Source organism: Winogradskyella sp. HB-48, assembly GCF_049942685.1.
Taxonomy (GTDB): Bacteria; Bacteroidota; Bacteroidia; order Flavobacteriales; family Flavobacteriaceae; genus Winogradskyella.
Window position 1 is genome coordinate 591938 of sequence record NZ_CP187934.1, and the last position, 22341, is coordinate 614278.

Annotated in this window: 20 protein-coding genes and 1 tRNA gene; 4 read left to right on the forward strand and 17 right to left on the reverse strand. The window is 35.6% G+C overall.

What is annotated here, in order from left to right:
* Positions 1–25: 25 nt before the first annotated feature.
* Both ACPX19_RS02805 and ACPX19_RS02810 read left to right on the forward strand, forming a co-directional pair.
* Positions 26–1093: a nucleotidyltransferase family protein gene (locus tag ACPX19_RS02805; RefSeq protein WP_426431357.1), complete on the forward strand. Its 1068-nt coding sequence runs from the start codon at positions 26–28 to the stop codon at positions 1091–1093.
* Between the two features lie 84 nt (positions 1094–1177).
* The gene (locus ACPX19_RS02810; protein WP_426431359.1) at positions 1178–1747 is read left to right on the forward strand and encodes a hypothetical protein; all 570 of its coding nucleotides are present in this window, start codon (positions 1178–1180) and stop codon (positions 1745–1747) included.
* Between the two features lie 82 nt (positions 1748–1829).
* On the opposite strand, the gene ACPX19_RS02815 is transcribed toward ACPX19_RS02810, so the two are convergent.
* The 17 genes from ACPX19_RS02815 to mraZ all read right to left on the reverse strand — a co-directional run bounded on the left by ACPX19_RS02815 (position 1830) and on the right by mraZ (position 20489).
* A complete protein-coding gene (locus ACPX19_RS02815) occupies positions 1830–2777 on the reverse strand; it encodes a UDP-glucuronic acid decarboxylase family protein (protein ID WP_426431360.1) in 948 nt (315 codons plus the stop codon).
* Positions 2778–2826: 49 nt separating this feature from the next.
* Entirely contained in the window at positions 2827–3693 is an 867-nt protein-coding gene (locus ACPX19_RS02820) for a zinc-dependent peptidase (RefSeq protein WP_426431362.1), read from the reverse strand.
* 502 nt (positions 3694–4195) lie between these two features.
* A tRNA-Arg gene (locus tag ACPX19_RS02825) sits at positions 4196–4269 on the reverse strand.
* A 30-nt stretch (positions 4270–4299) separates the two neighbouring features.
* Complete coding sequence (locus ACPX19_RS02830; RefSeq protein ID WP_426431363.1) at positions 4300–4749, reverse strand: GatB/YqeY domain-containing protein; 450 nt, start codon at positions 4747–4749, stop codon at positions 4300–4302.
* Between the two features lie 147 nt (positions 4750–4896).
* Entirely contained in the window at positions 4897–6819 is a 1923-nt protein-coding gene (gene ftsZ / locus ACPX19_RS02835) for a cell division protein FtsZ (protein WP_426431364.1), read from the reverse strand.
* A 46-nt stretch (positions 6820–6865) separates the two neighbouring features.
* Entirely contained in the window at positions 6866–8200 is a 1335-nt protein-coding gene (gene ftsA / locus ACPX19_RS02840) for a cell division protein FtsA (protein ID WP_426431366.1), read from the reverse strand.
* Positions 8201–8203: 3 nt separating this feature from the next.
* On the reverse strand, positions 8204–8926 hold the full coding sequence (locus ACPX19_RS02845) for a cell division protein FtsQ/DivIB (protein ID WP_426431367.1): 723 nt from the start codon (positions 8924–8926) through the stop codon (positions 8204–8206).
* Positions 8913–10265 carry a UDP-N-acetylmuramate--L-alanine ligase gene (gene murC / locus ACPX19_RS02850; RefSeq protein ID WP_426431369.1) on the reverse strand — a complete coding sequence of 451 codons (1353 nt, stop codon included), beginning with the start codon at positions 10263–10265 and terminating at the stop codon, positions 8913–8915. The genes ACPX19_RS02845 and murC overlap by 14 nt, the downstream gene beginning before the upstream one ends.
* On the reverse strand, positions 10262–11368 hold the full coding sequence (gene murG, locus ACPX19_RS02855; RefSeq protein WP_426431370.1) for an undecaprenyldiphospho-muramoylpentapeptide beta-N-acetylglucosaminyltransferase: 1107 nt from the start codon (positions 11366–11368) through the stop codon (positions 10262–10264). Before murG ends, murC begins: the two co-directional genes overlap by 4 nt.
* 70 nt (positions 11369–11438) lie before the next feature.
* A complete protein-coding gene (locus ACPX19_RS02860) occupies positions 11439–12635 on the reverse strand; it encodes an FtsW/RodA/SpoVE family cell cycle protein (protein WP_426431371.1) in 1197 nt (398 codons plus the stop codon).
* A 44-nt stretch (positions 12636–12679) separates the two neighbouring features.
* Positions 12680–14011, reverse strand: a complete 1332-nt coding sequence (murD, locus tag ACPX19_RS02865) for a UDP-N-acetylmuramoyl-L-alanine--D-glutamate ligase (protein WP_426431373.1) — start codon at positions 14009–14011, stop codon at positions 12680–12682.
* Positions 14011–15252: a phospho-N-acetylmuramoyl-pentapeptide-transferase gene (gene mraY, locus ACPX19_RS02870; RefSeq protein WP_426431374.1), complete on the reverse strand. Its 1242-nt coding sequence runs from the start codon at positions 15250–15252 to the stop codon at positions 14011–14013. The genes murD and mraY overlap by 1 nt, the downstream gene beginning before the upstream one ends.
* Before the next feature lie 87 nt (positions 15253–15339).
* Complete coding sequence (locus tag ACPX19_RS02875) at positions 15340–16803, reverse strand: UDP-N-acetylmuramoyl-L-alanyl-D-glutamate--2,6-diaminopimelate ligase (RefSeq protein WP_426431375.1); 1464 nt, start codon at positions 16801–16803, stop codon at positions 15340–15342.
* Entirely contained in the window at positions 16800–18761 is a 1962-nt protein-coding gene (locus ACPX19_RS02880) for a penicillin-binding protein (protein WP_426432422.1), read from the reverse strand. Before ACPX19_RS02880 ends, ACPX19_RS02875 begins: the two co-directional genes overlap by 4 nt.
* Before the next feature lie 57 nt (positions 18762–18818).
* On the reverse strand, positions 18819–19142 hold the full coding sequence (locus ACPX19_RS02885) for an FtsL-like putative cell division protein (protein WP_426431376.1): 324 nt from the start codon (positions 19140–19142) through the stop codon (positions 18819–18821).
* On the reverse strand, positions 19139–20035 hold the full coding sequence (rsmH, locus tag ACPX19_RS02890) for a 16S rRNA (cytosine(1402)-N(4))-methyltransferase RsmH (protein WP_426431377.1): 897 nt from the start codon (positions 20033–20035) through the stop codon (positions 19139–19141). The genes ACPX19_RS02885 and rsmH overlap by 4 nt, the downstream gene beginning before the upstream one ends.
* Positions 20022–20489 (reverse strand): division/cell wall cluster transcriptional repressor MraZ, encoded by a 468-nt coding sequence (gene mraZ / locus ACPX19_RS02895; protein ID WP_426431378.1) that lies wholly within the window; start codon positions 20487–20489, stop codon positions 20022–20024. The genes rsmH and mraZ overlap by 14 nt, the downstream gene beginning before the upstream one ends.
* A gap of 417 nt (positions 20490–20906) precedes the next feature.
* On the opposite strand from mraZ, the gene ACPX19_RS02900 reads away from it, so the two are divergent.
* Positions 20907–21671, forward strand: coding sequence for an alpha/beta fold hydrolase (locus ACPX19_RS02900; RefSeq protein ID WP_426431380.1), 765 nt, complete (start codon positions 20907–20909; stop codon positions 21669–21671).
* Positions 21672–21714: 43 nt separating this feature from the next.
* A complete protein-coding gene (yihA, locus tag ACPX19_RS02905) occupies positions 21715–22332 on the forward strand; it encodes a ribosome biogenesis GTP-binding protein YihA/YsxC (RefSeq protein WP_426431381.1) in 618 nt (205 codons plus the stop codon).
* The last annotated feature ends 9 nt before the right edge of the window (positions 22333–22341 follow it).

Sequence of the window (22341 nt, forward strand, 5' to 3'; positions counted from 1 at the left end):
TATTTAGTACTGACAAATACCGCCTATGGGTAAGCTTGCCACTACATACCAATACATAGCTGATATTTTGAGCTACAAGTCTTCTAAAGATGACTTAGAAAAAACGCTTGGCAACAAAGATTTTGATTGGGACACTATGGTTGTTGAGGGCAGCAGGCATCTGGTACTTCCAACAATTTATTGCCGATTAACATCGAAAGACTTACTGCACCTTTTACCAGAAGAACTCAATACTTATCTCGAAGAGATTACATCGCTAAATGAAAATAGAAATGCACAACTACTAATACAGATCAACCACCTATCTGAGTTGCTAAAAGCACATGAGATAGAACATGTTTTTTTAAAAGGTGCTGCTTTGATTTGTGGCGGTTATTATAATGACCTTGCGGAACGTATGATTGGTGATATCGACATTTTAATATCCAATCATCAACTAGATATGGCGTTTGAACTATTGAAAGAGAACAGCTATTATCCTATGGAGCAGACATTAGGAAACGATTTTTTTGAACATCGGCATCTTTCAAGATTAAAATCAGACGCGTTTATTGGTGTTGTTGAATTACATCGAATACTATTACCATCGGATAAAGACAAGGAATTAAGCAGCCCTAATATACTGGCATCGAAGCAGATAATCAATGGTATTTTCATACCATCCACTATCCATTTGATGCGCCATACAATACTCAACTACCAAATTAATGACAACGGAAGTCTATACAACAGTATTAACTTTAGATCTGCCTATGACTCCATCGTCTTATTAGAAAACATCAAGGATCCGAGCCTGATTGGAAAGGGCAAAAAAATAACAACCTACTTAAACATCTTAGCACTTTTTTTTGAAGACATTCCAAAAGCTTATGCCTCAAGTAATTTTACAACACGATTTTACCGTTTTAAACTGAAGCATTTAAGCTTTTATAAGTTTTGGGTCAAAACCTTGAAAGTTTATATTTTTTTGAAAACTGTTTTAAAAAGAGTACCTCATTTTTTTGTAAACAAAGCTTACAGAATGGCTTTGTTTAAGGACAGAAAGCGAGTTTTTAAGCTTTTTAAGTCTTTTTTTTATAACCGTAAAGAATAATTATATGAATTACTAAATAACTTGGTGTCTTTATTTGTTTTATAAGCCATAAAGTTTAACTTTGAATTTTAAATCAATTTTTTCATGAGAAAATTACTCTTATTAGCAGCGGCTTTGACTTTTACATTTAATTCTTACAGCCAGTCAAATTCTGCTGAATGGTTTGGAAGCGTTGGTCTTAATGCTATTAATAGTGCTGGAACACAGTCGCCAGTGGATGGAATGACAGATTGGGCTATTAACTTGCCTATTTCTCTTGGCATAGAAGTAGGGTGGACTTCTGGCTTATCTATTGAGCAGGCTTTTACCTTAAATTCATTTGCGGAAGGCGATAAAATTGACGGTAGGGTTTTAGACAAAGATTATACTTACTATTCATTTGACACCCATGCCAAATATTATTTTGGCAAACATATCTTTCCATCAGCAGAATGGATCGATTTTTATGGTAATGCTGGTGTTGGCTTTTTTAATATTGATGAAACCAATATATCGTTAAATCTTGGTGGTGGTGTTTTGTTTTGGTTGAACAGACGACAAACTTTTGGCATCAGAGCACAAGTCATTGGAAAATTTGCATTAGATCACGCTGAAAGCGGACTAGATAACAATCATTACCAAACGCATATACAAGCTGTATTTGCCCTGTGGTAATAGGATTGAACAGATAAATTAATAACAAATAACAAAAAGTCTCTTTTTCAAGAGACTTTTTTGTTGCAGTTATCTCAACACACTAATTCTCTCGACTCAATAATTCGTCAAAGAAATTAATCGTACTTTTTAACCCTTCTCTTAAATTTACTTTCGGTTCCCAATCCCCTAACTCCTTTTTAGCCAAACTTATATCTGGTTGCCGTTGCATAGGGTCATCTTCTGGTAGTGGCAAATACGTAATTTTAGACTTTGAACCAATTAAATCAATGACCTCATTTGCCAATTGCAGCATGGTAAACTCTTTAGGATTTCCAATATTTACAGGGCCTATAAAGTTATCACGCGTTTGCATCATCCTCACCGTTCCCTCAATTAAATCATCAACGTATTGAAAACTTCTGGTTTGCGTACCATCACCAAAGATGGTGATATCATCACCCTTTAGCGCCTGTACAATAAAATTAGAGACTACCCTGCCATCTTGAGGGTGCATCCTTGGCCCATAGGTATTGAAAATGCGTATGATTTTAATTTTTACTTTATTCTCTTTATGGTAGTCCATAAAGAGCGTTTCTGCACAACGCTTGCCTTCATCATAACAAGAACGCAATCCTATTGGATTGACATTTCCCCAGTAACTTTCTGGCTGTGGATGTACGGTAGGGTCGCCATAGACTTCACTTGTCGAAGCTTGTAATATTTTAGCCTTAACACGTTTAGCCAATCCTAACATATTAATGGCGCCCATTACAGAGGTTTTAGTTGTTTTTATAGGATTATATTGATAATGTACAGGTGAGGCTGGACAAGCAAAATTGTATATTTCATCAACTTCAGCCATAAAGGGATTGGTAATATCGTGTCTTACCAACTCAAAATAATGATGATCCATCAAATGCTCTATATTTTGTTTAGAGCCTGTAAAATAGTTATCCAAGCAGATGACTTCATTGCCTTCGTTTAAAAGTCGCTCACAAAGATGCGAGCCTACAAATCCTGCACCACCAGTTACTAATATTCTTTTCATTTATGATTGTGTTGCTTATTCCTCAAAAATAGTGCTTATTTCTTAGTCTTTAGTATCCTGCAAAATTAAAGTTTAACATTTGCTTCATGTATCCATAAAGTTCTGGGAATTTATTTCGGAACTCATCTGGAGTTTCAATAAAGTTTTCTAACAATACAGCAAAAAATTCAAACTGATTGGTGTAAGCATAAGCTCTAAAATATTTTGATGTGGTTAAATTATTCCTAACCATCTTATGCTCTTGTAGGTAGGTGGCCAACTTATTAAAGCCATCTTTAAAAATCTCACTACTGATATCATTTTTTCCAAAAGCATTTAAATGAATTGCATGACCAAACTCATGGATTCCTAAATTTAAATTGTCATCACCTATATGGTATCCTTTTTTAAAATCTTCCCAAGAAAAAACAATAGCTTTTAGTTGTGGATTTGTTTCCCCTTTATGGTAAGTTTCATTTAAATTAGAATAATATGCCTTTGGGTAAATTATTATTTTATCTATCAATTCAATGAGATAGTTTCTGAAACCAAAAGTTAACATTACAGCGGTAGCAGAAATTAATATTCTCATTTCATCATCTACCTTCAATCCTTCTCTACCAATAAACTCCTTACTATTAATGAATGTTGCTAAACGGTGCCTGAAAATTACCTTTTCATTTTCATCTAATCTTTTATAAAAATCAAACTCCTTATTTAAAATTGAAAATTGACGATTTCTTAGTTCTTTTTTAAATGCAATAGCATTTAAAAAGAAGGGCCTTTTATACTTTGAAGCATAAATAGATTCGAAAAACGCATAGAACTTGGAGAGCAGTACAACTGCTAAACCAACAAAAAAGATGATTAGCATTACCAGTCTAAAAGTTGGATTTATCTCAGGCTTTTGAGTTTCTTGAAGATAGATTACGATCATTGTCTAAATATAGAAATAAAAAAATGCTCAAGCTTGCTTGAGCGGATAAAAAAACCTATTAGGCAAATCGGTTCCTAACGGATTGCTGGCGCATCCTTTGTGCTCCGCTTTGAACATACTTCAAACAAAAAAATGCTCAAGCAAGCTTGGCTGCCAATCAATTTCTTTAACAAATCAGAGCCCATATGGATTGCTGGCGCATCCTCTGCGCTCCGCTTTGAACATACTTCAAACAAAAAAATGCTCAAGCAAGCTTGGCTGTCAATCAATTTCTTTAACAAATCAGAGCCCATATGGATTGCTGGCGCATCCTCTGCGCTCCGCTTTGAACATACTTCAAACAAAAAAATGCTCAAGCAAGCTTGGCTGTCAATCAATTTCTTTAACAAATCAGAGCCCATATGGATTGCTGGCGCATCCTCTGCGCTCCGCTTTGAACATACTTCAAACAAAAAAATGCTCAAGCAAGCTTGGCATTTTTTCTTTTTGAAGTATGTATTCGTGACCTCGAGAGGATTCGAACCTCCAACCCTCAGAGCCGAAATCTGATATTCTATCCAGTTGAACTACGAGGCCTTAGATTCCTGCCTTCGCAGGAATGGCAATTTAGGTTAATTTTGCTTTTACAATCGTAGAGATTGTTTTGCCATCGGCTTTTCCAGCTAATTCTTTACTTACAATGCCCATAACCTTTCCCATATCTTTCATTCCTTCAGCTCCTATATTTTCTATAGTGGACATAACCACTTTCTCAATTTCTTCTTCGCTCAACGCTTCTGGTAAAAATTGGCTAATCACCTCTGCTTGGTCTAATTCTGGTTGCGCCAAATCGTCTCGTCCTTGCTCTTGAAAAATGGCCGCACTATCTTTACGTTGCTTTACCATTTTAGACAAGATTTTAATCTCTTGTTCTTCTGATAGTTCTTCACTAGCACTAGATGCTGTTTTAGCTAGTAAAATTTCAGATTTTATAGCTCTTAGCGCTGCTAAAGCGGTTTGATTTTTTTCTTTCATTGCTGCCTTCATGGCAGTCATGACCTTATCTTGTAAACTCATAATAACTCTAATCTTATAGAAGTGCGAAGATACTAAAAATGTTATGCTTTTTTATGATATACAGATAGACAAAACAAAAAGCCCAAAAAGTTTGAGGGTAGTTTTTGGGCTCGACTCTGGTGTGATAACACTTAACTGAATTTGCTATTAATCTACGTTATCGTGCAAGAATGAATTATTACTTCTTAACTGAATGTCATCATTATCATCTGTGCCAACAGATAATCTTGAAGCATTTGTTTCGGAAGAATGCTGTGCATTTTCTAAACTAACACCTTGTCTTTTGTAAGCAGGCTCTTTTTCTATTTCGTCAATTTTAGCGTTATTGAACTTATAATTAAACTCTTTCATGTGTTTTCTACGTTCATCTGCTCGAGCTTTTATTAAGTCAGATATTGGGCTATTCATTGGGTCTATTTCTTCCTCGGTAATTTCTTGGGTTTCATTAACCGGAAGTACTTTCTTTTCAAAAACAATTTCTTCTTTTACCTCAGTTTTTAACTTAGTGTTCATTGAAGACTCATAGGTTTCTACATCATCTAATGCATAACGTTTCTCTCCAGTTTCGTTAACCTCAGTTACTGAAATAATTTCAACAGGCTGATTAACATTAATATCTTTTACCTCATCATCCAAACTAAAGAACATCATCTCTTCGCCAGATTCAGGTTCTTCTATTGTTTCTGGTTCATTGTTAGACAATGGCAAATCAAAGGTTAATGTAATCTGCTCTTCTTTTTCTTCTATGATAGGCTCTGCCTTATTCACAATTGGTGTTATGATGAATTCCTCTGGCTCTACATCTAATTCGGCGTTGGTATCTAAAACTTCATCATACACTACCTCCATATTTCTCAATACATCGGTAGTTGAAATTAAATCCATATCATAATTAGAAGACATTTCTGTTTCGTCCTCCTCTAAAAGCGTATGGCGCACTATAGAATCTACTTTCTTTTCTTCTAAAACGATATCTGGAGTAATGATTGCAGGCTCTTTTTCTTGCGTACTTACTTCTTCTATGACTTCTTCCTCTAAAGCATGAATTACTTTTTTAGTTTCGGTATTAGAGATTTCGTTCTGTTGATCGATATCAAAACCTGTTGCGATAATCGTTACCGCAATAGACTCTTGTAATGACTCATCTTCACCAACACCCATAATGATGTTAGCGCCATGACCTGCCTCATTTTGAATATGATCGTTAATCTCACCTATTTCGTCAATGGTAATTTCCTGAGAACCAGAAACGATAAGCAACAATACGTTTTTAGCTCCAGTAATTTTATTATCATTTAACAATGGTGAATCTAAAGCTTTCATAATAGCTTCTTGTGCTCTGGCTTGACCAGAAGCTGTAGCCGATCCCATAATGGCTGTACCGCTATTACTTAATACTGTTTTAGCATCACGTAAATCGATGTTTTGTGTGTAGTGATGTGTTATAACTTCTGCTATACCTCTAGATGCCGTGGATAAGACTTCATCTGCTTTAGAGAAACCTGCTTTAAAGCCAAGATTACCATAAACTTCGCGTAGCTTGTTGTTATTAATAACAATTAGTGAATCTACGTGCTCTCTAAGATTTTCGATACCACGTTGGGCTTGTTCGTTACGCATTTTACCTTCAAACTGAAACGGCATTGTAACGATACCAACGGTAAGAATATCTAATTCCTTAGCCATTTTTGCGATGATGGGTGCAGCACCAGTACCTGTACCCCCTCCCATTCCGGCAGTAATAAATATCATTTTGGTATTGGTATCCAACATTCTGCGAATGTCTTCTAAGCTTTCTACTGCTGCTTGCTCACCTACATCTGGGTTAGCACCAGCACCCAATCCTTCGGTAAGGTTAACGCCTAATTGTATTTTATTTGGAACACCGCTACTTTGAAGTGCTTGCGCATCTGTATTACATATGACAAAATCTACGCCTTTAATACCTTGCTGAAACATATGGTTAATGGCATTACTACCACCACCACCAACACCAATGACCTTTATCACATTAGACTGGTGTTTAGGTAAATCAAATGAGATGTTTCCAAATTCGTTGCTACTACTCATATTTTTTGAGATTTTGGGATTTTATATATCTTGATTAATTAATTATCTACTCTGCGTTGTCTAAAAATTCTTTAACACGTTCGGTTAACTTGTCCAAAAACGAACGACGTTCTTTTTTAGGTTCTTCAATTACTTGTTCTTGCTCAGCTTCTTGCCCTGTATTACTTTCAGGAGTATTAAGTACTTCTTCATGTAATCGCTCCGCTCTTTTACGATCTTGTTTTTTAAGACCATCCATTACTAAACCTACTGCTGTAGCAAATAATGGGCTAGCAATTTCGTCATCACTATCACCTGCTATATGCTCATTAGGATACCCTATTCTTGTATCCATTCCTGTAATGTATTCCACTAATTGCTTTAGATGTTTTAACTGGCTTCCTCCTCCAGTTAACACGATACCTGCGATCAATTTTTTCTTTTGCTCTTCGTGTCCGTAGTTTTTAATTTCTACATAGACCTGCTCAATGATTTCTACCACTCTGGCATGTATTATCTTTGATAGGTTCTTTAGTGTAATTTCTTTTGGCTCTCTTCCTCGTAATCCTGGAATAGAAACGATTTCGTTATCCTTGTTTTCGCCTGGCCAGGCTGATCCAAACTTTATTTTTAATAATTCGGCTTGTTTTTCAATGATTGAACAGCCTTCTTTAATGTCTTCCGTAATAACATTACCACCAAACGGAATTACTGCTGTATGGCGAATAATACCATCTTTAAATACTGCTAAATCGGTTGTTCCACCACCTATATCTATTAAAGCCACGCCTGCTTCTTTTTCTTCCTGACTCAATACAGCATTTGCGGATGCTAAAGGCTCTAAGGTAATCCCCTCTAACTCTAATCCAGAACTTTTTACACAACGACCGATGTTTCTGATAGAAGAGACTTGACCAACAACTACATGGAAGTTGGCTTCTAACCTTCCGCCATACATACCTATAGGTTCTTTTATCTCTGCTTGGCCATCAACTTTGAATTCTTGTGGTAACACATGAATAATCTCTTCACCTGGAAGCATTACCAGTTTATGAACTTGGTTTATTAAACGATCGATATCTGTTTCATCGATAACCAATTCGGAATTTGGTCTTGTGATGTAATCACTATGCTGTAAACTACGAATGTGTTGACCTGCAATGCCCACAGTGACATCTTCGATTTTTTCTGATGCTGCAGCTTCTGCTTCTTGCACCGCTTGTTGGATGGATTGTATGGTCTGTGTGATATTGTTTACCACACCACGATGCACACCCAAGCTTTTGGATTTACCCACACCGAGTATCTCTACTTTACCGTACTCATTTTTGCGACCAATCATGGCCACAATTTTTGTGGTTCCTATATCTAAACCTACCGAAATTTGATGATGCTTGTCCATAGTCTAAATTTTGGTGCAAATCACTTGTTCGTCAAATTTGAGATTTACAAGCTTATAATTATCTAAAATCTTATCTTTTAAAGCTTTCTGATAAAAAGCCTTAAAATTATTTATCTTCTTTTCAAGCTGTTTTAAGGTTCCTAAATGAACTTTAAAATTGCTCTTTCTAATTTTAAAATCAATGGTTTCATCATCGTTTTGATGAATTTCAATGACATGTTTTTTTAAGAATTCGTCCTCATCTACAGCCTTTGCAAACTGAAATACTGTTTTAAGGTTGTTTTTCCTAATATTACCAGTAACTAATGGTACTCTAGCTGCATAATTTGATGACAACGGCATGTAAAACCCTTCGTCATCTATATAATATGATGCATTAGTATGCACTCTAGCGATAGGTCGTTTTTGTTCAATTTCTGCTGAAAGTTTGCCGTTTACTGACATAAACACCTCAGCTTTCTTTATCATTGGATTAGAATTTAGGGCAGCTTCTAAATCGTTCAAATCTATAATTTCTTTAGGTTGTCCCGTAACCGAGCCCTGATTTTGTATTAACAATTTACTAACAGTTGCTTCTGTGATGAACAACTTATTTTCCCCAATAAATTCTATGTTTGGCTCATGTACTTTTCTGTTGTCATTTCTGTAGTTAGAAAACGCAAAAAGGAAGCCAACCAAAATTAGCAATACTATGACTTTTATGTAGTTAAGATTAACTCGCAACACTAAAGGCTTCTTTTATATGTTTTACTTCTACTCCAATATCTCCAGCACCTATTGTTAAAACAACATGCGCATGAGATCGTTTAATTTCATCAATAATTGCTGATTTGGAAATCAACTTTTTATTAGGGTTTTCAATCTTGTTTAACAACCACTGCGAAGTCACCCCTTCAATTGGTAATTCCCTTGCTGGATATATATCTAACAGCAATATTTCATCAAATTTTGAAAGACTATCGGCAAACCCATCGACAAAATCTTTGGTTCGACTGTACAAATGCGGTTGAAATATTGCCAATACCTTTTTATCTGGATACATTTCTCTTACGGCTTGGTGTACTGCATTTATCTCTTCAGGATGGTGTGCATAATCATCAATAAACACAAAATTGTCAGTTTTAATCTGGTAGGTAAATCGTCTTTTAACCCCTTTGTAAGATGCTAAACCCTTGGCGAGCTGGTTGTGAGGGCAACCGTAGTCAGCAGCCATCGCCAAGGCGATTATTGCATTCGACAAATTATGTCTACCAGGTAGGTTAAATTGAAAATCTTTATGTATTCCGTTAGGTGTTTGCACATCAAACACATAACTGCCGTTTACTATTCTAATATTTTTTGCGCTATAATCAGCGTTGTCATCCACACCGTATGTAATACCTTTTAATGGCAACCCATTTTTTACAAAAAGCTTACCATGAGGTTTTATACATTCTGAAAATGCCTTAAATGTTTTTATGAGTTCAGTTGCATCGCCATAAATATCAAGATGGTCAGCATCCATCGAAGTGATACAAGCCAAATCTGGGGATAAGGTTAAAAAAGAACGATCGAACTCATCGGCCTCGACTACTGTAACTTCGGTGCCATTTAGAATTAAGTTAGAGTTATAATTTTCACTAATTCCACCCAAGAAAGCTGTGACTGGCACATTACACTCATTCAATAAATGTCCTAAAATGCTAGTTGTTGTTGTTTTACCATGTGTTCCTGCAACAGCAAGACAGGTCGTTTGCTTCGTAACTTCGCCCAGTACTTGAGAACGTTTATACACCTTAAAACCATTATCCTTAAAGTAGTTGAACTCTGAATGATTTTTTGGGATTGCTGGTGTGTATACTACCAAAGTATTTTCTTTATTTAAAAACTCTGGTTTAACTTCATAAACACTATCATTAAAATGAACCTTAACACCTAATTCCTGTAAACTCTCAGTGATATCCGAAGGTGTTTTATCGTAACCAGCAACATTTTTGCCATTAGCTACAAAATAACGTGCCAATGCACTCATACCGATACCACCAATACCGATAAAATAGATGTTATTTATAGCTTTTAGGTTCATTTATTTTTTAATAATTTTTCAACTTCATCAACAATATCTTTTGTCGCATTAACAAGTGCTAAAGCCTCTATGTTTTTACTTAATTCTGATTGCTTATCATGGTTTGTAATCAATTCAGAAAATTGTTTTTGAAATTCATTATCCAATTCGCTCTCCTTGATTAAGATCGCTGCATTTTTCTCTGCAACAGCAAGTGCATTTTTTGTTTGATGATCTTCAGCAACATTAGGCGAGGGTATAAAAATGGTTGGCTTACCAACAATACAAAGTTCAGAAACTGAAATAGCTCCAGCTCTTGAAATAATAACATCCGCAGCCGCATAGGCCATGTCCATATTATTTAAAAAGGCATGCACTTGAACATGTTTTAAATCATTATACTGCTTATACGTATCGTAATACAACTTACCGCATTGCCAAATGAGCTGCACATTTTGTTCTTCAAAAAAAGTGAGGTTAGCCTCTATTAATTCATTAATACGTCTTGCCCCGAGACTACCACCTAATACCAATAGTGTATATTTACTATGAATAAGCTTAAAAACATCCTTGCCTTCAATGTGCTTTCCTTTTACGGCTAACAAGTCTTTACGTATGGGGTTACCTGTAAGTCTTAGTTTTTCTTTTGGAAAGAATTTTTCCAAACCCTCATAAGCCACACAAATGGTATCCACTTTTTTGCCTAATAGCTTATTAGTAATTCCAGGATATGAGTTCTGCTCTTGAATTAAACACGGCACACCTTTAGATGTCGCCATTTGTAGTAATGGTCCGCTTGCAAATCCACCAGTACCGATTACCACATCTGGCTTAAAGGTTTTTATTATTTTTCTTGATCTCAATAAGCTTGTTATCAACTTAAAAGGAAACATTAAATTCTTTAGCGTGAGCTTTCTTTGAATCCCTGATATCCAAAGGCCTTCAATTTTATAACCCGCTTGAGGTACTTTATCCATTTCCATACGGTCTGATGCACCCACAAATAAAAATTCAGCGTCTGGATAACGCGATTTTAATTCGTTAGCAATAGCGATAGCAGGGTAAATATGACCTCCTGTACCACCACCTGAAAGAATAAATCGATATGTTTCTTTATTGTTCAATTTTAATAATTCTACTTTCTTTGCGGTTTCGACTGCGCTCAACCTGACATTTCACTCTCCTGTTATTACTTTAAATTGTTTCACTTAAAATATCTAAAGGGTTATCACCCTCTAACACTTCATTTTCTTTTATTTCTTGGCGTTTTGCACTAACACTTAATATTATTCCTATTGCCATACAGGTCATCCAAATGGACGTACCGCCACTACTTATTAATGGTAAGGTTTGCCCTGTTACCGGAAATAATTCAACTGCCACAGCCATATTAATTAGTGCCTGAAATACAATTGGCAGACCAACCCCTAGTACCAACAACATTCCGAAAGTGGTATCTGCTTTTTGTGAGACCACCACTATCCTTAACAGTAACCAAGAATACATAACCAATAAAAATATACCACCAAGCAGTCCGTACTCTTCAATAATGATTGCGAATATGAAATCTGATGACGATTGTGGTAAAAAGTTTTTCTGAACACTTTTGCCCGGACCTAATGGCTTTATACCTGTTGCAATGGCAATTTTTGCTTTTTCTATTTGATAATCTTCTTCAGTATCTTCACCATTTGCAAAATTTTCAATTCTGCTCATCCATGTATCCACACGATTAGGCATTGCATCTGGAAATGCCTTTGCTACCAAAATAAATAGCACCAAAGCCAACAATCCTGAACCAATTATTACTGCGAGATATTTTATTGGATAACCACCTATGAATGCGAGCATCATTACCATAGTAAATATGATTGCTGTTGTAGAAAAATTGGCTGGAAGAATAAGGATTAGCACAAAAAATACCGGTCCCCAAAGTGGCAAAACAGTTTCTTTAAAACTTACACTTTTTTCTCTAATCTTTGAAAGATAACGAGCCACGTACACCATTAAAACAACTGCTGCAAACGTAGATGTCTGAAACGACATATTTACAATTGGAATTTGTATCCAACGGCTTGTGTTTGTCCCTTGAGCATTGGTTGAACCTTGTAAAATTGTAATTAGGAGAAGTACCAAAACTACAGGAATCAGCACCATGGAGAGTCCTTTAAAATACCTATACGGAATTTTATGCACCGCGTACATAATTGCAAAACCTAAGGAAAGATGCATAAAGTGCTTCACAAAAAAAGAAAAGGTATTACCCGTACCGCCAACATATGCCAAATTACTAGCAGCACTATATACCGGTAAAAATGAGAATATAGCCAATAGTGTTACTATTGCCCATATTGCTCTATCCCCTTTTATTTGTGAAAAAATATTTTGCACGCTTAACCTTTTATAGTTGCCTCCCTAATTCAACTTTTATTTTATTATAAATTTCTTACCGCATCTTTAAATTGACGTCCTCTATCTTCATAGTTTTCAAATAAATCGAAGCTGGCACATGCCGGAGACAATAACACATTATCACCAGCTTCAGCTATCTTATATGCAATTTTAACAGCCTCGCTCATAAATTGAGTTTCGACTATCACGTCTACCATATTGCCAAAGGCTTCAAACAGCTTTTTATTATCGACACCAAGACAAATAATTGCCTTAACTTTTTCGTTAACAAAAGGAAATAATTCCTTGTAATCATTGCCTTTATCCACACCACCAACTATCCAAACGGTAGGTGCACTCATACTTTCTAAAGCAAAATAAGTAGCATTAACATTAGTAGCTTTAGAGTCGTTGATGTACTGCACTTTATTAATCTTTAGCACATGTTCTAAACGGTGCTCCACTCCTTGAAAATTTTCTAAACTCTCCCTAATGGTCTGCTTTCTTATTTTGAGCAAATGCGCTACAGTAGAAGCTGCCATAGCGTTTTTTATGTTATGTTTACCTTCTAAGGCGATATTTTCTGTTGGCATAATTATTTTGTTGTTATCTATTGTTATTATTATATTTTTATTGTTATAGTAAGCGCCTTCTTCGATTTCTTTTGTTAGCGAAAAAGGCAACTTTTTAGATTGAATTTTATGACTCTTTAACCAATCTGTTATGACTTCATCATCTGCATCGTAAATGAAATAATCATCTTTAGTTTGGTTTTCTACAATTCTAAATTTTGAAGCGATATAGTTTTCAAACTTATAATCGTAGCGGTCTAGATGATCTGGTGTAATATTGGTTAAGACTGCAATTTTTGGTTTAAAATCATGAATATCATCCAACTGAAAACTGCTTACTTCCAATACATAGTTGCCATGGTCTTTTTCCAGAATTTGCTTTGCGAAACTGTCACCAATATTTCCTGCCAACCCAACATCTAACTCTTGTTTTAACAAATGATGCGTTAAGGTTGCTGTTGTTGTTTTGCCATTACTACCAGTAATTGCCACCAATGTGGCAGCTGTATAGTTTGAAGCGAATTCAATCTCGGAAACCACTTTAATACCAGCGTCTCGAATCTGTTTTACCAAAGCCACTTTATCTGGTATCCCAGGACTTTTCATGACGATGTCTGCATTCAGAATTTTAGATTCTGTATGCTGCTCGTCTTCAAATTCAATCTCATTATTTAAAAGAACGTCTCTGTACTTTTCCTTAATTTTTCCTTTATCGGACACAAACACGTCATATCCTTTTGCCTTTCCTAAGAGCGCTGTACCTATACCACTTTCTCCACCTCCAAGAATCACGAGTCTTTTCATTACCTGATTTTCAATGTCACTATAGATATTATGGCTAATAGGATACCTACAATCCAAAAACGAGTGACTATTTTACTTTCGTGATATCCTGATTTTTGATAATGATGGTGCAATGGAGACATCTTAAAAATCCGCCTGCCTTCACCATATTTTTTCTTTGTGTACTTGAAATAACTCACCTGCATCATTACCGATAAGTTTTCAGCTAAGAAAATGCCACATAGCACAGGTATTAACCATTCCTTTCTTACCGCAATTGCTATTACAGCAATGATTCCACCTATGGTCAAACTTCCTGTATCTCCCATAAATACCTGTGCTGGATAAGCGTTGTACCATAAAAACCCAACGAGTGCTCCTACAAATGCGGCGATGTAAATTGTTATCTCCTCTACATGAGGGATATACATAATATTGAGGTATTTAGAAAAGATGATGTTACCAGATACCCATGCAAAAATTCCTAAGGTCAGCACCACTATCGCAGAAGTTCCTGCTGCTAAACCATCGATGCCATCGGTTAGATTTGCACCATTAGATACAGCTGTTACAATGATGATGCTCACCAATACGAAAATGATCCAAGCATAGCTGTCTAAATCTGGGCTTATCCAAGTGATTACATCAGAATAATCAAACTCATTATTTTTTACAAAGGGAATCGTTGTTTTTGTTGACTTCTCAGCCACATCAAACAACTGCGCTTCAGGTATATTTGGGTTTTCAGCTAATAATTGTTGCTGTTGTTGAAGTGGCAATTCTTCTTTTATGGTTACATCCTCATGAAAATACAAGGTTAACCCAACGATAAGACCTAATCCAATCTGACCAAGCACTTTAAATTTACCTTTAAGACCTTGCTTATCGTTTTTGAATTTTTTGATATAATCATCAATAAAACCTATAGTTCCCATCCATAGTGTCGTAATGATGAGTAGAATGATATAGATGTTCTCTAGTTTCGCAATCAATAATACAGGAAGCAACGTCGCTAGAATAATTATAAGTCCACCCATAGTTGGCGTACCTGCTTTTTCAACCTGACCTTCTAAGCCTAAATCGCGTATAGTTTCACCAACTTGCTTTTTACGTAAAAACTCTATGATACGCTTACCATAAATGGTAGAAATGAGCAAGGACAAAATAACTGCCATTGCCGCTCTAAAGGTTAAGAACCCAAACAGTGATGCTCCTGGGAATTGGAATTGTTTTTCTAAATATTCAAATAAATAATATAGCATCTAGTTTTGTAATTGTTTTCACTTCGACAAGCTCAGTGACCGATTTATATTTATTTTTTTGTCATTTTGTTTCTTACCATCTCCCTATTATTTCTTCATCATCTTCAAGAACTCTTGTACTGTTTTATAGTCATCAAAATCGAAGCGCTCACCTTTTATTTCCTGATACGTCTCATGCCCTTTTCCTGCAATTAGTATGATATCTTTAGCCTCTGCCATTTGACATGCTGTCTTAATCGCCTGTTTTCTATCTGTAATTGATACTATTTTTTTGAAATTTTGAGGCTCTACCCCTTTTTCCATGTCTTCAATAATGGCTTCAGGAACTTCGCTTCGTGGATTATCACTTGTGAAAATCACTTTTGTACTTAATGCCGAAGCAATATGTGCCATCTTAGGACGCTTGGTTTTGTCTCTATCTCCACCACAACCAACAACTGTAATTAGCTGTTCATTTTTAGTACGAATACTATTTATAGTTTCTAATACATTCTTTAAAGCGTCTGGCGTATGGGCATAGTCAACAATAGCAGTTATTTTTTCGTCTGAAATGAAATACTGAAAACGGCCAGATACATTATCTAATTCGCTTATTAATCTTAAAATCTCATCTTTTTCTAAGCCCAATAATTCTGCGGCTCCATAAATTGCAAGAATGTTGTAGGCATTGAAACTGCCTATCAGTTTTGTCCAGAGCTCACTCTCATTTACTTTTAATAATAAGCCGCTAAATTCGTTTTCTAAAATCTGTGCTCTGTAATCGGCATAATTCTTTAAGGCATAAGTATACTTCTTGGCTTCAGTATTTTGTAGCATTACCAAGCCATTTTTATCGTCCATGTTAGATAATGCAAATGCATCTTTTGGTAGATGATCGAAAAATGATTTTTTTACATCTCTATATTCTGCAAAAGACTCATGATAATCTAAATGATCGTGAGAGAGGTTTGTAAAAACTCCACCTGAAAACTTTAAGCCTTCGGTTCTACTTTGATGAATACCATGGGAACTTGCTTCCATAAAACAGAACTCCACACCTTCTTCATTCATAAGTTTTAAATACTTATTGATGGTTAAAGAATCTGGTGTTGTATGGGTTGCTTTATATTCGGTATTATCTACCATTATTTTTACCGTAGACAATAATCCTACTTTATACCCTGCTTTTTTGAATAACTGATATAATAAACTCGTAACAGTTGTTTTACCGTTTGTACCTGTAACTCCAACAAGCTTTAAATTTTCGGAAGGATGCTCAAAGTAATTCGCAGCCATAAAAGCCAATGCCTGATTAGAATTAGCGACTTCTACATAAGTAATTCCATCATGTAATGTTTCGGGCAACACTTCGCAAACAACCGCTATAGCACCATCTTCGATAGCTTTTTCTATATACTTATGGCCGTCTGTAATTGTACCTCTAATAGCTACAAAAACATCATTTGATTCGACCTTTCTAGAATCGAATTCAACTTTGTTTACCGTAGCACTTGTACTACCTACTACAGCATTTATAGTAACCTTGTACAATATGTCTTTTAAAATCTTCATGATGCTTCTAGGACAATTGTTTGATTTGGTTCTAACTTTTGATGCTTCTCAACAGATTGAGATTTCACAATGCCACTGCCATTTAATTTTACCTTAACATCAACCTGAAGATTTTCTAACAAAGCGATAGCATCCATCGCTGGCATACCAACCACACTGGGCATTAACTCCCTATACTTGTTTATGCTTTCGAAGTAATTTTCATAATCTTGATTAACAAGATTGTTTTTAAAGTCTAGAGTTTTTACTACGTCAATTAATGGTGTGTCTGTATAAATCTTTTGTGCTATACGTTTAAAAACTGGACCAGAAACATCAGCACCATAATACCCTACCTTGGTACTTGGCTTATGAATCACTACGATGCAAGAGTATTTAGGATTATCAGCAGGAAAATAACCTGCAAAGGAAGAGATGTATTTTTTGTCTTTTTTCCATTCTTCATAATTGGCGTAATCCGTGCGTGCTGTACCGGTTTTACCTGCCATAGAAAATGTTTCGGAATACATACGCTCCCCTGTACCTCTTATGACTATATTTTTGAGGATATCCTTTATTTCTGTTAAGGTTTTACCTGAACAGATTTTATCCACTAAGACTTTCTTTTCAAATACTTCAATATCCTTATCAAACGATTTTACAGAGCGAATGAATCTCGGTTTTATTAGCTGACCATTATTTGCAATTGCATTATAGAATGCAAGTGTTTGTAAAGGGGTCATTGTTAGGTTATAACCATAGGCCATGGATGGCAGTGCATTTTTACTCCAGTTAGGAGCACCAGGTCTTGGAATATCTGGCTTTCCTTCACCAATAATTGATACACCTAGTGGTTGATCTAATTTCCATTGACTTAATCGATTTAAGAATTTTTCAGGGTTATTGGAATAATGATCATCAACAATAGTTGCTAAACCAATGTTTGAAGACACCTCTAAGGCCTTTGCAGCCGATATTTTACCATAACCACCACGATGTGAATCGCTAATGGTTCTTCCATAAAAATATTTTGTACCGTTTTTAGTATCAACAATTGTAGATGTATCAATGACCTTATCCTCTAGTGCAGCCATCATTGCCATGGTCTTAAAGGTAGAACCAGGCTCATGACTTTCACCCACTGCATAATTTAATTTTTCGTAATACGTTCCTTTTGAGGTTCTTGCCAGATTTGAAATTGCCCTAATTTCCCCTGTTTTTACTTCCATTACCACTACGCAACCATGCTCTGCCTCATACTTTTCAAGCTGACCTAAAAGTGAGTGGTGGGCGATGTCTTGAATATTAACGTCTATCGTGGTATATAAATCGTAACCATCCTGTGGTTCTATTTGATCAAAGTCTGCAATAGGCTTCCATTGCCCATTCCCTATTTTTTGTTTTAGGCGCTTTCCTTTAACACCACGCAAATATTTTTCACCAAAAGCTCCATCAATTCCAACTCTAGTAGCATATTGGTTTTCGTCAATACGTTCGTAACCAATAGACCTCGCTGCTATTTCTCCCATTGGATGCTCTCTTCGGGTAGTTTGCTCAACAATTAATCCACCACCAATAGCCCCTTTATTAAGCAACGGAAAGTTTCTTAACCTTATGTAATCTGAATAGCTAATATTCCTTGCAAGTAGAAGATATCTGTTTTTGTTTTTTCTCGCTTTTCTAATAATATCTTTATAGTAAGAGGCAGATTTACCTTTGTAAGCAGAAAGAGAATCTGCCAAAGCACCAATGTGCTCATCAAACACTGCTTGCTGCGCCTGCACTGCATCAAGTCTTATATCGTATTTTGGTATTGAGGTTGCCAATAGGCTGCCGTCCGCAGAGTACACATTACCACGATTCGGCTCTATATCAAAATCCTTGACCGTGCGCTTCTCTGCAAGCTGACGATATTCTTCACCTTGGATAAACTGAATACTAACCAACTTAAACACCACGGCAAGTGCAAATACAAACATGGTGCCTGCCACAAAGTATAATCTGTTTAATATGTTAGTTTCTGTTGTTGCCAAAGTTTAGTTTTCAACTGATGATTTTACCCTAATTTTTGTTGGTGGAATTTCAGAAATATGAATTCCTTTTTCTGCCACTTTATTAATGATGGTCGATTCCATCTTTAACCGCATCAGTTTTGAACGACCATCAACAAATGCAGACCTTAATTCCTTTACCTCATTGGTTAGTTTAGCAATCTCGTGCACCTTTCTATCTGCACTATGTGAGCTCGCTATCATAATGATGGCTAGGAATGAAATAAAAATGATGATGCGCCAATTTTTAAACGAATCATCACTGATCAGAAACTTACCCCTTAATATGCCGTAGATACTTTTCTTCATATTTTTTCAGCAATTCGAAGTTTTGCACTTCGCGCTCTATTATTCATTTTTAGTTCTGATTCTGTTGGCACAATTAGGCCTCCTACTCTTTTAAATGGCACTTCAAAATTTCCAAACATATCTCGCTCTGGCTCACCCTCAAACATTCCGCTTCTCATAAAACGTTTTACTAGTCTATCCTCCAGAGAGTGGTAGGATATAAAACTTAACCTTCCACCTTTTCTTAAAATCTCCGGCATTTGTAAAAGCAACTCTTTCAACACTTCGATCTCTTGATTGACCTCTATTCTTATAGCTTGGTAGATTTGGGCTAAAATCTTGTTCTCCTTTCTATGGTTTAGAAACTTCTTCAACACCAATTTTAATTGTTCGCTTGTTTCAATGGGCGCAACCTTACGCTCCGAAACAATCACTCTTGCCATAGCTGGTGCTTGTCTTAATTCGCCATATTGCAGCAATACTTCCCTTAACTGCTCCTCTTCATATTCATTAATGACTTCATACGCTGATAGTTTACTCTCCTGATTCATTCTCATATCCAACTTTGCTTCAAAGCGTGTTGAAAAGCCACGTTCAGCTACATCAAACTGATGGGATGATACACCAAAATCTGCCAATACACCATCAACCTCCTTAACACCATAGAACCTTAAAAATCGTTTGATGTATCTAAAATTTTCATTGATAAGCACAAAACGATCATCATCAATTTTATTAGCTAATGCATCTTTATCTTGATCGAAGGCATACAACTTACCCTCTGCACCTAATCGCGATAAGATTTCCCTACTGTGACCACCACCTCCGAAGGTAACATCGACATAAACACCATCTGGCTTTATATTTAAACCATCAACCGTTTCCTTAAGTAAAACCGCATTATGATATTCCATCGTTATCATCTTGTCCCATTACTTCTTCAGCCAAATCTGCAAAATCTGAAGCAGCATCATCAATAGCCTGTTCGTATTTATCCTTATCCCATATCTCAATGATGTTTACAGCAGATGCCAATACAACCTCTTTTGTTATTCCTGAAAAACCCATTAAATCCTTTGGAATTAGCAAACGACCTGCATTATCAACCTCTATCACTTTTACGCCTGCAGTAAATCGTCTGATAAAATCATTGTTCTTTTTCTTGAAACGATTCAGCTTATTGACTTTGGCCATCAAAGCATTCCATTCTGACATAGGATACAACTCTAAACATGACTGAAACACCGCACGCTTAAGCACAAAACCATCCTGTAAAGCAGCAGACAATTGCTTCTTTAGTGGAGCAGGAATCATCAGCCGCCCTTTAGCATCTGCTTTACACTCGTATGTTCCAATAAAAGAATTCAAAACTCTCGATTTTCCGCTTTTAGGGTTTAAGAATCAAATATATTGAAAAAATTACCACATTTTACCACAAGTTCCCACTTTTGTTGATAAGTTTTGATTTCTAATGTTTTTGACACTTGAAAAAATCAATAAAATCAACACCTAAGAAGAAAAAAATGAAGTGGTATTTATCAACAGATTGAGAACAAGAATCTTTAGATGAAACCGATTGAATGACAATTATTCTGTTTGTTTTAAAAAGAATTTAGTTATATGTTTTTGATAGAAACTAAATTTTGCTTTAAAAGCAATAAAATTTAGTTTTACCTCAAGAACCACTTCGTTAGTCCATGTAATTTCATTCATTTATATTTAAGTGATTTATAAATAAAAAAAATCATGTACTTTTGTTTTTAACATTAAGCACTAAAGTCATAGATGGTACACCTTTTAAAAAAAGAAAAGGATTATAGATATATTGAGGTAGGAGAAGGCACACCGATTATAGTGCTTCACGGTTTGATGGGCGGATTGAGTAATTTTGACGCTGTAACCAACTTTTTTAGCAATAATGGCTATAAGATCATCATTCCTGAACTCCCAATCTACACGATGTCGCTTTTAAAAACCAACGTTAAAAGCTTTGCTAACTACTTAAAAGATTTTATAGAGTTTAAAGGTTTTGACAGTGTTATTCTATTAGGAAATTCTTTAGGTGGGCACATAGGTCTATACCATACAAAACTATATCCCAAAAAAGTAAAAGCCCTCGTTATTACAGGCAGTTCTGGTTTGTACGAAAGCGCCATGGGTAGTGGCTACACAAAACGTAGCGACTATGAAGTTATAAAGAAAAAAGCTCAAGATGTTTTTTATGACCCTGCCGTTGCAACAAAAGAAATTGTGGATGAAGTTTATGAAACTGTGAATGACAGAAATAAATTAGTAAAAACCTTAGCCATTGCCAAAAGTGCCATAAGACACAACATGGCTAAAGATCTTCCAAAAATGCAAACACCAACTTGTATTATTTGGGGAAAAAACGATACTGTAACTCCGCCTGAAGTTGCTGAAGAATTCCATGAACTTTTACCAGATTCTGATTTATTTTGGATTGACAAATGTGGTCATGCAGCGATGATGGAACATCCTGAAGAATTCAATAAAATATTAAATAGCTGGCTAGAAAGTCGCAACTTCTAATTTATTTAACAAAACAAAGATTCCTGCTTTTGCAGGAAGTACTATGAAGATAAAATCAGCTGAGTTTGTAATGAGTAATTCTGATGTGGCAAAATGCCCTAAGAATCGTGTACCTGAATATGCTTTTATTGGAAGAAGTAATGTTGGTAAATCGTCTTTGATTAACATGCTTACCGATAGAAAAAGTTTAGCAAAAACTTCGGGCAGACCAGGCAAAACTCAACTCATCAATCATTTTATCATCAATGATGAATGGTATTTGGTGGATTTACCAGGCTATGGTTACGCAAAGGTTTCAAAAACCTCTAAGAAAAAATTTCAGAAGTTTATCACCAACTATTTTGAGCAAAGGCAGCAGTTGGTTTCTGCTTTTGTCCTTGTTGATATAAGGCATAAACCGCAAACTATAGATTTAGAATTTATGCAATATTTGGGTGAAAATGGTATTCCCTTCGGAATTATTTTTACAAAAGCTGACAAGCTAAAACCAAATGCCATAGACAGAAACGTTGATGATTATTGCAGAGAATTATTAAAAACTTGGGAAGAATTACCTCCTTATTTTATTACCTCGTCATCTAAAAAAATTGGTCAAGATGATGTTTTAAACTTTATTGACACTACCAACGAAGAGATTGAAGAGTTAAAAAATCATGATTAAATCCCAATT